Origin of the sequence: Gimesia chilikensis, from assembly GCF_007744075.1 — a bacterium.
Taxonomy (GTDB): domain Bacteria; phylum Planctomycetota; class Planctomycetia; order Planctomycetales; family Planctomycetaceae; genus Gimesia; species Gimesia chilikensis_A.
On record NZ_CP036266.1, the window covers coordinates 4,133,944 to 4,147,941 of the forward strand.

Consider the following 13,998-nt stretch of genomic DNA (forward strand, 5'->3'; position numbering starts at 1 on the left):
GAGAGTCAGAGTGGTCTATCTCAAGATATTTTCATTCAGCAATCGCATGTGTAGCTACAGACGGTCTTCGAGAAGGATGATCCGCCACAATGCACTGGTATTCTAGGCAGGTTGTTTTTCGGTCATGCGATAAACGCGTGCCGCCCCATCTGAGTGGGCAACAGCCAGGTGCCTGCCATCCTGAAACAGGTCCAGCCCCCGGGCTGCCGTTGAAAGCTTCATGGTGTGGAAGAACTCTTCTTCACCCGGCTTTCTGAACCAGAGTTCGCCTTTACCGCTCCTGTTGGCTCCAGCGCCAATCAGGAAGTTCTCCGGATGGAAACGAACCCCCCAGGCGATTCCCTGGAATGTTTTATCTGGCTTGAGTTGTGCTTTGGCTTTTCCAGACTTCCAGTCGAACAACACGATGATGGGATCCTGGACTCCAGCAAAGGAGTTCACGACTTTTGTAATCCCTGCACTGGCCAGTTCGCTGCCATCGGTACTAAACTTGAAATCGCGGGCGCCGCCCATATCTGCGGCAAATTTGTTGTCGTAACCGGTCATGACGCCGGCATCGATGCTGCGTACCTTCTTACCGGTCTGTAAATCCCAGACGTGAATGGTGCCCATCAGATCCTGAGAGGCCAGCTGTTGACCATCCGGATGGAAATCGACCGCATAGACGTGTCGTTCGTGTCCATTAAAGGAATGCAGTAATTTGCCATCACTGACGTTCCAGACTTTCACGAGCAGATCATTGCCACAGGTCGCCAGTTTCGTCTGGTCGGGCGATATCCGAACCCAGCGAGCCGAGCCCTGATGTGCCTGTATGCTCAAGGTAGGTTTGGGTTCTGCATCCGCCAGATTCCAGGCTTTAATCTCTCCTCCCCAACAGGCCGAGTAGAGAGTTTTTCCATCTCGGGAAAAATCAAAACAGCGCACCCAACTGGTATGTCCTTTGAGTGTTCTCTGTGCTTTGGTCTTTAAGTTCCAAACCTGAATTTCCAGTTCTTCAGCTCCCGCCACCAGATGTGTTCCGGTGGGATCGACCTTGCAGGAAGTCAGAGGGAATTTATGTTTGAACTCAGCTGTCTGGTGCGTCAACACCGGATCGACGGCGTTGTAGTCAATGACGGGTTTGGTGGCAACAAGTGGTTCGGTGGTCTGTTGCGGCTTCATGCTAACAACTCCTTAATGGGTTGTGTGGTAGGATCACCGATGGGAATTGAACGTCCGCCGATCTCATGGTCGCGGGTCGAATCAATGCCCAGTGCCTGCAGATAGGTATGAAACAGGTGACCGGCGTCGACTTCTCGATCTGCGACGGCAGTCCCTTTTTCGTTGGTCTTACCAATAATGGCTCCCGGCTGAACACCACAACCTCCCAAGGCGATCGACCACGCAGTTCCCCAGTGATCGCGTCCGTAGCGGACATTGATTTTCGGGGTTCGGCCGAATTCGGAATAGACCATCACCAGCGTACTCTCCAGCATGCCTCGCTCATGCAGATCATCGAGCAGCATGGAAAATGTTTTGTCGAATTCCCCGAGCTGCTCAAGATGGAAATTAAAATTCTCGGCATGAGAATCGTACCCGTGATGGGTCACTTTAACGCAGGTAGCATTATTCTCCAGAAGCTTTCTCGCCAAAAGGCAGTTCCGACCGAAATCATGTTTGCCGTAGCGTTCGAGGTCTTTAGCGTCAGGTGTTTTCTCGAAGAACGACTTACGGGCCATCAATTTGGAGGCCTGCTGAAACGAAGCATCGAAGGTTTCTGTCTGTGCCTTACGGCGTCCCTGTCGAAACTGCTGGTTGAACTGCTGCCGGAGTTGCAGGCGGCGTGTGTTTGCGGTCGCATTCAGGTTTTTGGGTAATCCCAGGTTCTGAGGCGGTTTGACCCCTTCAAATTTCAACTGGGCATGCTGCGCTCCGAGAAATGCTGCCGTCGCGTCGCTGAGTCCTCTTGTCGAGATATGAATATAGCCCGGTAGTTCGCTGTTTGCAGGAGCCAGATACTTTGAGGCGATCGAACCGATATAGGGATACTCGCCAGCCCGTCTCCCTTTCTCCATAAACAGGCGTCCCTGCGAATGGTCGTTCGTCTTAATATTAATGCTGCGAACGATTGAGAGCAGATGCATTCTCTGAGCAGTATGAGGCAGCAACTCAGAAATATGCATGCCTGGAACTGAGGTCGGAATCGCACGAAACGGTCCACCAAATTCAGTTCCCGGTTTCGGATCCCAGGATTCCAATTGGCTGACGCCCCCCTGGAGATACACCTGCAGAATCCGTTTATGCTGGCTCTTCACCGTCTCTGCGTGTGCAGACAGATCCGAGAGCCCCAGGCAGACTGCTCCACCAGCGGCCCCCGCCAGGAACTGTCGCCGGGCAATCTGGTGATCCAGAGAATGGCATCCTTGATTGCGTTTCATACTATGTCCTTTTGCCTCTCAGTGAGAAACTCAGGTGATGGGTTTAATGATTGAAACGAAACTCGTCAGAAGAGAGTGCCGCCCAGATAAGTTGTTGCAGATCCTGGTCGGCAGGCTTCGGGTCGCCTTCCAGAAACAGGGCCACCTGTTTGATTTCTGTTTCGGTGGGGAACCGTGAAAATACGGAAAGATACAACTCCTCTGCGATAGCGGTCGGCTGATCCAGCTTCTTCAGACGGGCCGTCAATTGATTACCAGAGGGAGCGAGCCAGGCCTGGATCGTGTTACCGTTTAACAGAAACAGGGCCTGATCAGCCGAGGCGTCGAAACGTGTGGTCTGTGCGCCGACAATCCCAAATGTCCGGACAAAGGCAGCCACGTTCCCCTTCAAGGCGTCGTGTAATGCCTCTTCCTGCCAGAGAGGGGCATCAGCTTTTTTGGTATTCTGTTTCTCATCGACTTTGCGTTGTTTCGCCTGCAGACGTTCCAAGGTCGCCGAGGTCACTCCGGTGGCCTGCATCATGGACCAGGCGAGTTGTTCGGGGGTCAATGGTTTGAGCAGGCCCATCTGGTAAGCTGATCGCTCGGGGATCTCAGTTTCAGCTGAAACATGACTGCTGCGCTGGTAGGTCTGGGTCAGTGCCAGCTCACGAATCACGTACCGCAGATTAAACTCATGATTCGCTAGCTCTTCACTCAGAAGCGATACGATTTTCGGATGGGTGGGGGGATTGTCCGAGTGCCACATATCCAGTGGCTCGACCAGGCCCTGGCCCATCATCATTGCCCAGAGACGGTTCACAATGTTCTTCCGGAACGCTTCGTTATGCTGACTGGTCAGTGCATCCGCCAGTTGCAAACGTCGACTGTAAACCGGGACCGAACGTACATTTTTCGCAGGTTTGACTTTATAGGCTTTTTTCGCGTCCGCCGGATCCGGAATTTCGGGAAGATCCAGTACCCGGGGGGCGGTCATCCCCTCTTCTTTGGTAAACACGGATGTAAAGGAGACCTGGCCTTCGGCTTTTTCACCGATCGAGGCCTGCTTGGTCTTGGGATCCTTAAAGAGATAACTGCGGCTCAGGAAGGCATCGAGACCATGGTAGTGTCGCTGCAGGTAATCATTCACATTGGGATGATCATGGCACTGGGCACATTGCAGATCGCGTCCCAGAAAGATGCGGCCCAGATCGCGCGTCACGACTTCGGATTTTAATTCCCGATCCAACAGAAAACGGGCCGCGGGTCGTGTTGTCTTATCTGTTCCGTCGACAGTCAGAATTTCATGAACCAGTTCATCCCAGGGACGGTTCTCCAGAAAAGACTGACGCAGGTATTCTTCCCACTCGGCTGTCTTCACATATTTGCCCGGTCGACGCTCCATCAGCATCGTGTCGAACAGATACTGTAACCTTCGGGCGTGTTCTGGTGAGGCAAGTAACTGGTTGATCCGCTGGCTGCGTTTGTCCGGAGACGAATCTGCCACAAAAGTTCGAACTTCATCGGCCGTGGGAATGGTCCCTGACAGGTCCAGGGTCACCCGCCTCAGGAACGTGGCATCATCGGCCAGAGGAGCAGCCTGTTGTTCGAACTGCTGCTTTCCTTCAGCAATGAGCTGATCGATCTGCTGATGCAGTGGAGTCTGGGCAGACACAGTCGATGTGATTCCTGACAGAACCAACACCAGACACGCTACCATTGTGTGGAAGGAACGTAATCTCATAGGGTCACGCTATTTGGGTAGGATGATGCGAGCAGGGACCGACGCATGAACATATCTTGATCGGTAGTCTGATTCTAGCCGATGAATTCGATCAATTCAATCTTTTCTTATGAATCCTAACTTTTTTCAGCAGATCCACTCCAAGTGTGAGATCATCACTCAATACAGGCATTCTGGAGAGAATAATAAGACTCATGAATCAGTTAGCAGCCTTTGCCTTTCCTGTCTTGGCAGGTTTCTTTTTCGGCCGCCAGTTGGGATCTCCGGCGTCTGCAGGAAGACCAGAATTCCATTCGATGACCGCCTGCTGCAAGCGTTTAACCAAATCCGGATGTTGTGCCGCCTGGTTTCGGGTTTCAGAGACATCCTGTTCGAGATCGTAGAGCTGAATGCCTGTCTGATCGTAGTTCATGTAAAACTTCCATTTTCCCGCACGAGCGGCCAGATCCGGATTCGGTTCTTCCCTGGTTCCCGGCCGATCGGGAGGGCGCCTCCAGAACAGCGGTGCCTGCCTGCTCTGTTTTGCTTTTCCCAGCAATGTGTCAGCCAGATCCTCACCATCAAGTTGAACTCTCTGTGGGAGTTCCGTTCCCGTCAGTGAATACAGCGAACGGTTTAAATCCAGGGCGCTGAGTACGGACGTATTGTTTGTTGTGCCAGCAGCTTTCGGATTGATGAGCGACGGCCCCCAGACGATTAGCGGCGAACGCACACCGCCTTCATACAGCCAGGTCTTAGCTCCCCGCAATGGATTGGCAAGACCAGCACCGGTCTCCGGACCATTGTCGGACGCGATCAGAATCAACGTATTGTTTTTCAGTTTCGCGTCATTTCGAATGCGATCAAACAATGCCCCCAACTGTTGATCCATGGCTTTGAGAACCGCGTAATAGAGGGCCCGTTTACTTCCGTCCGTCGCATCGCGCATGACTTCGGGCGGAAAGAACGGAGAATGCACATCATCGGGCCAGAGATTCAGATAGAAAGGCTGGCCTGTCGCTTCAGCCTGATCGATAAAGTTCAGAGCGTCTTTTACAAAAGCGGCCGTTACGACGGAACGATCTTCCCAGCGAATGGGACCGTGTCCGAGGTTGGCGGAACCGAGATCATGTTTCTGGGGAGGCTTTCCATCATAGGCGTCCTTCAGAGGCAAAACACGTGGGCCGAGGCCTTCGAAGTTCGTCAGGCTCTGATCAAAACCGTAGCGGGTGATCAAAGGCGCTTCTCCCACATCCCGCTGGCCGCCCATGTGCCATTTTCCAAAGTGCCCTGTTGCATACCCCGCATGCTTCAGTTCCCGTGCCAGCACAGGTGCCTTGGGATCCAGCCATTGCGCCAGCCCGCGTTCCCGGTTCTTTTTGCGTTGCGCCAGATAAGAATTGATTCGCCAGCGCTGAGGATATTGTCCGGTGGTCAAAGCGACCCGCGACGGTGAGCAGATGGGTGAATTCACATAGAAATTCGTAAAGCGGATTCCCTCGTCTGCCAGTCGATCAATATTTTCTGTTTTGACAGCAGTTCCCTGAAAACAGGAGAGATCCGACCAGCCCATGTCGTCAATGAAGACCATGATCACATTCGGTTTCTCTTGAGCTGCAATCCGCTGTGGTCTGCCGTAGACATTTTTCTGGTCTCCCGTTTCCGCCAGCCAGTCATCGACCTGTTGTCGCAGCATGCGCAGACGTTCCGCCTGTTCAGGTTCATTGACCCGGTTCTGCTGCTCATAGGGATCAGTATTGACCTGGTACAATTCTTCATCCGGTCGTTCGAGATAACGTCGTACTTTCTGTCGTGCCTGGGGATTGGTAATTGCTTTTTGAACCCAACTGTCCCAGTAACCGTTTTTAGCACGTGCATTCGTCACGTGACTGGTAAACCGGAACTCGGGATGCAGATTACGGATGTACTTCCAGCCATCCAGCGTTCGAGCAGCCCGCATCGGGTAGACGTTGTTATCGCCGTCCCCCGAATGCGTGGTGAAGATAACCTCGCGATGTTTGCTTGTTTCCCCTTTCAGGACGGGGAGCAAGCTGCGGCCGTCAATGGAGTCAGGAGGCGTGCCTCCGGCGACATCGATCAGTGTCGGTAGAATATCAATCCACGATGCCATCGCGTCTGTACGAACTCCAGGTTTGATCTGTCCCGGCCAGCTCACAATCAGCGGGGTACGAATCCCTTCGTCATACAGATTCCATTTTCCAAACGGCCACTGTGCGCCATGATCGCTGGTATGCAGAAAGAAGACATCCTCTCCCAGCTTCTGTCGAGCCACGTCATAGACTTGCCCCAGTTCGCGATCCATAGTCTGAATGGCGGCCATGTATTTCGCCCGCCACTCTCGCGTGACCGGCGTATCCACATGATGGGGAGGTACCTGCAATGCTGCGGGATCGATGTCGCCAATCTCTTCCGGCCAGGGAACGTGAGGCCAGTTCGTACCGACAAACAGGCAGAGTGGCCGATTACTGTCGCGCTGCTGGAGCCATTCAATGGCCTTGTGAATGGCGACGTCTTCGTGATAGCGAAAATGACGGGCGATATCGAACCCGTATTCAGGCGTCTGTTTATAATGGCCGACCTTGCCGAATGAGACGACCTCGTATCCCAGTTCCTGCAGGTACGCGGGCAACTTCTTGATTTCAGGCCGCGGCCGGGAGTGATTCGGTTCCGCTCCGTTATTGGCAGGATACAATCCTGTGAGCAACGCGGCGCGACTGGGGGCACAACTGGGAGAAGCCACAAACGCGTTGTTGAACGTCATCCCCCGGGCCGCCAGGCGATCCATATTGGGAGTTTTGATATCGGGAGAGCCATAGACCGAGGAATCACGCCAGGTATGATCGTCTGAGAGAAAGATGACCATATCCGGTCGAGGCGTTTCTGCTGAGACAGCTGATACAAACAGCTGTACCAGGATAAGACAGGTAATTCCAGATAAGCGCATCTGTTAACTCCCCTGATGTGGCACTTTGATGATGTTAAACAGTCAATAGAATGGATTGAATCAGACTGGATACTCTTTTGATAGAAAGTGAATTATAGCCTTCATGCTACGCATATCACAAATATAGAACTGACTCTCAATAGCGATTTCAATATCGGGTCCTCTTACAGCGGGACATCAATCACACTGGACTTGAGTGAAAGTGAGCTGTTAGGATGAAGCTATATCCATCTTACCCCAGCATCCCACCTGCCAGAACGGAAACTTCCGTGAAGTCATTTATTCTCAGCCTGGTCATTATCCTGAGCGTCATTGGTAACGAAGGCCTGGCCCAGAAACCCTATCGCGTATTGCCTCCCCATTTTAATACTGACAAAACACAGCAGATGATGCGCAGCTGGTTGCGTGAACAGAGCCATCAGGCACTTGATCAACGCCGAGCAGAATTCGAGCAGGCACTAAGCTCTCCAGAACGCTTCGCCGCATATCAGCAGAAACGGCGAAAGACATTACGTATGTGTCTGGGAGAGATGCCGCCACGGACTCCTCTGAATCCCATGGTTACCGACACGATCGAAGCCGATGGATTCACGATCGAAAAACTCTACTTTGAGAGCCAGCCCGGTTTTTATGTGACCGCGAATCTGTATCGTCCTGAAGGTCCCGGCCCTTTCCCGGCGATTCTGCATCCTCTGGGACATAGTGAAAACGGGAAAGCATACGAATCTTACCAGAAAGCGAACCAGTTACTGGTCAAACAGGGATTCGTAGTGCTCTGCTTTGATCCCATCGGTCAGGGTGAACGTAAACAGATCATCGATTCTGATGGCGAACCAGCACATCGCGCCAGTCATGAACACCAGGAACTGGGAGTCGCGCCGATTCTGCTGGGACGCAGCCTCGGCGGTTACATGGTCTGGGACGCGGTCCGTGCTCTCGATTATCTCTGCAGTCGCCCCGATGTCGACGCGCAACGTATTGGCTGCACCGGAAATTCGGGGGGAGGTAACCTCACCAGTTTTCTGATGGCCTATGATGAACGCATCCAGGCTGCTGCGCCTGGTTGTTTCATGACCACCCATCGTGAGAAAAATGAGAGCCCCGGCCCTGGTGATGCCGAGCAGAATCTCTATGCGCAAATCCGCGAAGGTTTTGATCACCCGGATTTTATCCTCAGTCGAGCCCCGAAACCAACGCTCATTTTGGCTGCGACGCGTGATTTTGTGCCGATTGAAGGCACCTGGGATGCTTTCAGACAGGCTAAGCGGGCCTACACCCTGCTCGGATATCCGGAACGGATTTCACTGATCGAAGCCAATGAAAAACATGGTTTCAGCCAACGACTCAGAGAAGGAGCCGCCCGTTTCTTTGCACGCTGGTTGCATGGACGTCAGATTAACGTATTCGAGGAGGCCCCCGTCAAGATCTACACAGATCGGGAATTGCAGGTCACACCCAGCGGCCAGGTACAACAACTGCCTCTGGCCCGTTCGCTGCTCGAAGTAAATCAGGCTGAAGAACGGCGACTGGCCCTGAAGCGGCCTCCCCTGACGCGCGACCTGGTCCGCCAGGTAACTGGAATTCGAAAATTGACGCAACTGCCAGAGCCGCGAGTCGAACTCATCGGTTCAAATGGCAGACCTGCGAAATCACAGCAGTTTCAGCCTGGCTCGAACCATGATGAACCTCTGCGACTGATCATCCACCCTGAACCCGGAATTGTCCTCCCTGCGTTGTACTGGCCCGGAGGATCCGCCCCGCCTGTCCTGCTGGCTCCCGCAGCGGGAATGAACAGCGCAGTCATAGAAGCGCGGCAACTGCATCGCCAGGGGCATCCGGTACTCATCGTCGAAGTTCGTGACACAGGCGAAACCACAACCCGCAACTGGCGGTTCTTCGGAGCCGATTATTACATCGCTTACATGCTGGGACGTTCCTGGTTGAGTCTGCGGACAGAAGATATGCTGGTCTGTGCCCGGTGGTTGAAAACCCAACAACAGGCGGAGTCGCTGCGTCTCGTTACCGGGGGAGAACTTACCCCGGCGGGACTTCATGCTGCCGCTCTTGAGCCAGCGCTGATTTCTGAATTAACTGCCAGGGGCGGAATTCCGTCCTGGAGATCGTTAATGAAGACACCGGATGCACACCAGCACATCCACAACGCGGTTCATGCTGGATTGCGTTATTATGATTTACCCGATCTGAAAGCATTGATATCTACTACCCCCTGAGGAGTTTCCCCATGCCTGCCCTGAAGTTTGTTTATACACTGGCGTTCGCGCTGCTGTTCATTTCCCCGGCTGTCCTGTCTGCTGCTGAGTCCCAACCCAACATTCTGCTGATTATGGCAGATGATGTGGGCAGTGACGCCATCGGCTGTTACGGGGGACAGAGCTATCCGACTCCCCACATTGATAAGCTGGCCCAGGGAGGTCTTAAATTTACCCAGGCATACTCAATGCCCGTCTGTCACCCCTCTCGCGTCTGCCTGATGACAGGCCGATATCCGTTCCGGTTTGGTAAAGCTGGCTCGAAATGGGGAGACTTTCCAGACGCTGCCGAGGGGATCTGCATTGGCGATCGCATGCAGCAGGCCGGCTATGCGACTGCTGTTGCTGGAAAATGGCAGCTGTGTTTCATGAAAAACGATCTGGATCACCCCAGTCGCGTCGGCTTTGATAAGTGGTGTCTGTTTGGCTGGCATGAAGGAGGCCGCTATCATGATCCACTGATTTACCAGAATGGCAAGTTGCTGAAAAACACCGAGGGCAAATATGGGCCGGATATTTACACCGATTTTCTGATTGACTTCATGAAAGAGAGCCATAAAGAGGGGAAGCCGTTTTTCGCCTATTACCCGATGGCCCTCTGTCATGATGTAACTGATGACCTGAAAGGAAAGCATGTCGCTTACGCACATGACGGGCACTGGCTGACTTTTGCTGAGATGATGACATCCATGGATGACATGGTCGGTCGCCTAGTGGCTTCCCTGGATGAAATGGGAGTCCGCGATAATACCCTGATCCTCTTCACCACCGATAACGGGACCCCCGCCGCGAGCTACCTGTACGTCAATGAACAGGGGAAGATGGTGCGTCCTAAAGTGGTTTCGGTACAAAACAACACAATCGTCCCGGGCGGCAAGGGTAAACTGGATGATACAGGAACCCGGGTTCCCCTGATCGCAAACTGGCCGGGACACATTAAAGCAGGCCAGGAAGTTAACACCATGGTTGACCTGACCGATTACCTGCCAACGGTCGCGGATGTCGCCGGCCTCAAGGATGATGGCGTTCCCCGGGATGGAGTCAGTTTTGCTGAAGTTCTCGAGGGTGCTTCCGGAAAAGATCGTCGCGATTGGATCTTTATTGAACACCGGGGTAAACGGTGTGTCCGTTCTCTGAACTGGAAACTCTACGATGACGGACGCTTCTTCGATCTCAAACAGGACCCACTGGAGAAGTCTCCCCTGAAAACAGATGCGTTATCAGGAAAAGCAAAACGCAACTATGCTTCCTTACAAGACACGCTTGAGAAGATGCAGGGACCTTTGAAGCCGACCCATTAATCACTTTAGAATCAGGGTGCCCCCAGTTGTTTGAGTTGTTCCTCAGCCTGCTGACGGTGTCCTGAAGATGAGGTCTTGTCCTGCAACACACTCTGGTAAATCTGCTGCGCGGCCTGCTTTTTACCCGCAGCAGCCAGCGTGTGCCCCTTCGCGAGTTGCATTTCATGACGCCAGAAACCTTTGAGTTGATCGATCTCGGCTTTTTCCAGCGCCTGTAATGCGTCGTCGTATTTCCCCTGTTTCGTGAGAATCCGGGCCGCTCCCTCAATTGAGCGGAACTGATCTGCTGAACCTACTCGTCCTGCGCCCTCGTAGTTCTGACGATACGCCTTCAGAGCCCCAGCTTCATCCGCCAGATTGTGTTCTCTGTTTTCTCCCAGCAACAGGAGGATCTGAGATTGGATGCGTGGATCCGGGGTATAATTCAACGCCAGTGTCAGATCGGTCTCAGCAGCCTCTCCCTGCTTCATTCGTAAACGGGCCATTCCCCGCGCCAGAGCGGCTTCTCCGACTTGACTGAATGGCCAGGTCTGAAAATCCTCTGATTGGAACTGCTGAATCAACTCAGTATAGTTTCGCTGTGCCAGCAGGTTCTGCATACGCACTGTCTTCGCCACGGTATCGAGTGGAATTTTTTCAGCCAGCGATTCCGCTTGTGATTCCTGTTTCAGGTGACGGGCACATTCCACCGCCTGCTGGAGTGCCACGGACTTCTGCAGGTCCGTGATCTGTTTTTCTGCAGCCAGGGACAGGAACAGATCTTGAGCAGACTGATACTTGCGGCGCCGCATCAGTGTTTCTGCTTTTTTGCTCGTAATCAGGTAATCTGTCACGCTCGGATCGGCTTCGAACTGGTGAGACAGTCCTCGATAAAAGTAGGCGAATTTCATCGGCTGATGAAAACCGGAAGATCCTGTGGGCGCGAATGCCGAGTATTCAGAACCATTGTCACGAATTCGTTGACGACAGACATTAATGTGCCAGGGAAGGCTCACTGTAGGACGATGTCCGATTACCTGATGCAGAGGATCGTTTTCATCCTGGACAACGGGAATCCGCACTTCAGCAGTCCAGTAGCCGTCTTTAATCTGGGTAGCGACCTCAGCCTGTGAATCCCAGCGGAACCAGTCCTTTTTATCGGCCCCTCGATCCAGATCAATCAGCGCCCCGGCTGGATTGATGGCCAGTTGATAATAACTATGCGACTCTGTGCTGAGCAGAATTTCGATCGCATCACCAAACCAGATTGCCTGATCTTCATTTTTTGTTGAGGTGCTGCGAGGCCGTTCGCCCGGTGCTTCCTCACAACGGATCGCAAAATAGAGATCACGGCCTACCCAGCGTGATTTGATTGATGTGCCATAAACGGGCAAGCGTCCGGTCTGCAGTTCACGCAGACTCCCCGTCGAGGCGGTGGGACAGTTTTCCCAGAGGGGGTCATCGAGTTGCCCATCGATTACAATTTCACCTCGGGGATCACCCACCAGCCTTAAAACTGGAACCGGTCCCCGTTTCTGTGCCAGTTGAACACTTTTATTCCGCAGTCCGTTGAGGAAATTGTCGATGAGTGCCATTCGCCGACCATAAACGGAGTCACTTTGCACTTTCGCTTTCGCGACAGAAAACAGTTCCAGTGCGCGACTGGCCTTCTCAGCCTCTTTCTCCATCTCGCGCCAGTGTTCTTCACAGTAAAGAAAGAAGGTGCGCATCTCCTGAGCAGCGGGTCCGTAAAACAGGTCACAGTACTCGTTGAACAGGGCATCCACATTCTGGTCTTTCCCCCCCCAGTACATCCGCGCGGTGAAGTAAATCAGAAAGTGGTTATAGCCAATCGCATTCTCGCCGAAATCCATCGTGAGCCAGATGTCTTCTCCCTTCGAGATCCCTTTAGTCTCGTTGATGCTCTCGCCCAGTACGTGAGGAATAAAGGCCGGCAGATAGAAGCCACGTCCGGTAAAGGGATAGTTTTCGAAGATAATGATCGGGTTTGCTGTTTTTTTCACCCAGGCGTCACGCAACTGGCGGAGTTCTTCCCGGTCTGCAGACGTCGGTCTTCTTCCCCCCACAATAATCACCTGCACGTTGGGTTCGAGACGGTCGATCTTTTCAGGAGGTTGCGTATAAGTTCCATAGGCACAGTTCGAGATTTTGTGGTCCGGGTGCGTTTTACGAACCTCTTTAGCCACTCGATTCACAAACTCCCAGACATAATCGGAAAACGCGCCGCGGTAACCTCGTTCGGGAGTATCCTTACCTGCACAATGCTCACATTGACAGATCGCGGTATAACCATCGGGGGGCATCACCGACACGACATCCATATCGAAATGATCAAACTGGGCTCGCACATAGCGCACGGTCTGCTGAAACAGTTCCTCATTCGAGTAGCACAGCTGATTCAGGCGTTTCCCCGATTGGGTATCACGTTTTCCACCATAAAGGGCAAACCATTCAGGATGCTTTTCGAGTGTCTCTGTATTGTGCGTCATATGATCAAGACCATGGGCGGCCTGCCGACCGTAGGGTTGTCTTACCCCCAGCCGCATGGCCCACATGGCAGCATCGCGACCATACACTCCGAGACGGAAATTAATCGTCCGCAGCGAAAAATCGGGTTGTACCGTTTCATCGATTACCGGTAATGGAATCGTATTCTGCCGGGGAATGACTTCTCCCAGTTCCCCCGGTAGATACCAGCGCACACCCAGTCCCCGTAAATATCCGCAGACCGCGTTGAAGGAACCCCTTTCGTCAAAGCCCCACACATTGACCTGGCCTGTTTTGTCGACCAGTTGCTCGTTCGGTGTTCCAAACAGACCCGTTGAACCCGTGTAATGCTTGTAAAGCTGAGAATGGGGGTAGCCCCAGTGCTCACCGGTAATCGCATTCCAGGCCGCCTGTACTTTACCACTGGCCAGATCGCGATGATTACGGGGCCAAGGTTCGATCGGTACGAAATTAGTATCGTCGCCGAGCATAGCAAGCCAGTTGTCGCCGGCTACAATCCGGTAGGCTCCTGCTTTCAGTCCGGCAGTCGTGACTCCCCGCTTTTCTGCTTCTTTACTCGCCCCGATCAAAACTTTGACTGGCACAGTAGCCGTCGTCTCAGTGACGATTTCCAGTTTTGCTCCTGAAATCTTTTTAAGGTACTGCTGAAGTTCCCGGGCAGCCAGTCGCGTGCTGCGCTGGGCCGCAGGATCAATCACGATTTCTGCTTCTGCCCGTCCCTCCCTGACCAGATACTGTTCCGCAGCAGTTACCGTATCCAGCACGAAAGTGAAACACCACAGAACGCCAGCCAGCAGAAGTGAAATCCGCATTTTGAACTCCGTCACTGTCTAAG

7 protein-coding genes are annotated in these 13,998 nt (G+C 53.1%); 2 read left to right on the forward strand and 5 right to left on the reverse strand.

Annotation, left to right across the window (positions count from 1 at the left end; all coding sequences use genetic code 11):
• Positions 1-102 precede the first annotated feature (102 nt).
• From HG66A1_RS15715 to HG66A1_RS15730, 4 genes are all read right to left on the reverse strand, one after another.
• Positions 103-1,161, reverse strand: a complete 1,059-nt coding sequence (locus HG66A1_RS15715; protein ID WP_145185779.1) for a WD40 repeat domain-containing protein — start codon at positions 1,159-1,161, stop codon at positions 103-105.
• The gene (locus tag HG66A1_RS15720) at positions 1,158-2,417 is read right to left on the reverse strand and encodes a DUF1501 domain-containing protein (protein WP_145185782.1); all 1,260 of its coding nucleotides are present in this window, start codon (positions 2,415-2,417) and stop codon (positions 1,158-1,160) included. Before HG66A1_RS15720 ends, HG66A1_RS15715 begins: the two co-directional genes overlap by 4 nt.
• Positions 2,418-2,460: 43 nt before the next feature.
• Positions 2,461-4,071 (reverse strand): DUF1549 domain-containing protein, encoded by a 1,611-nt coding sequence (locus HG66A1_RS15725; RefSeq protein ID WP_197997165.1) that lies wholly within the window; start codon positions 4,069-4,071, stop codon positions 2,461-2,463.
• 268 nt (positions 4,072-4,339) lie between these two features.
• Positions 4,340-7,084: a sulfatase-like hydrolase/transferase gene (locus HG66A1_RS15730; RefSeq protein ID WP_145185785.1), complete on the reverse strand. Its 2,745-nt coding sequence runs from the start codon at positions 7,082-7,084 to the stop codon at positions 4,340-4,342.
• Positions 7,085-7,353: 269 nt separating this feature from the next.
• Here HG66A1_RS15730 and HG66A1_RS15735 point away from each other — a divergent pair, with 269 nt between their 5' ends.
• Both HG66A1_RS15735 and HG66A1_RS15740 read left to right on the forward strand, forming a co-directional pair.
• Positions 7,354-9,315: an alpha/beta hydrolase family protein gene (locus HG66A1_RS15735; RefSeq protein WP_197997166.1), complete on the forward strand. Its 1,962-nt coding sequence runs from the start codon at positions 7,354-7,356 to the stop codon at positions 9,313-9,315.
• An 11-nt stretch (positions 9,316-9,326) separates the two neighbouring features.
• Positions 9,327-10,655 (forward strand): sulfatase-like hydrolase/transferase, encoded by a 1,329-nt coding sequence (locus HG66A1_RS15740; RefSeq protein WP_145185791.1) that lies wholly within the window; start codon positions 9,327-9,329, stop codon positions 10,653-10,655.
• Positions 10,656-10,666: 11 nt separating this feature from the next.
• On the opposite strand, the gene HG66A1_RS15745 is transcribed toward HG66A1_RS15740, so the two are convergent.
• The gene (locus HG66A1_RS15745) at positions 10,667-13,975 is read right to left on the reverse strand and encodes a DUF4838 domain-containing protein (RefSeq protein WP_145185794.1); all 3,309 of its coding nucleotides are present in this window, start codon (positions 13,973-13,975) and stop codon (positions 10,667-10,669) included.
• Positions 13,976-13,998 lie beyond the last annotated feature (23 nt).

Excerpts from the sequence above, each read along its gene's own strand:
- HG66A1_RS15715 (WP_145185779.1), bottom strand. The coding sequence starts at position 1,161 with ATGAAGCCGCAACAGACCACCGAACCACTTGTTGCCACCAAACCCGTC.
- HG66A1_RS15740 (WP_145185791.1), top strand. The coding sequence starts at position 9,327 with ATGCCTGCCCTGAAGTTTGTTTATACACTGGCGTTCGCGCTGCTGTTC.
- HG66A1_RS15730 (WP_145185785.1), bottom strand. The coding sequence starts at position 7,084 with ATGCGCTTATCTGGAATTACCTGTCTTATCCTGGTACAGCTGTTTGTA.
- HG66A1_RS15745 (WP_145185794.1), bottom strand. The coding sequence starts at position 13,975 with ATGCGGATTTCACTTCTGCTGGCTGGCGTTCTGTGGTGTTTCACTTTC.
- HG66A1_RS15720 (WP_145185782.1), bottom strand. The coding sequence starts at position 2,417 with ATGAAACGCAATCAAGGATGCCATTCTCTGGATCACCAGATTGCCCGG.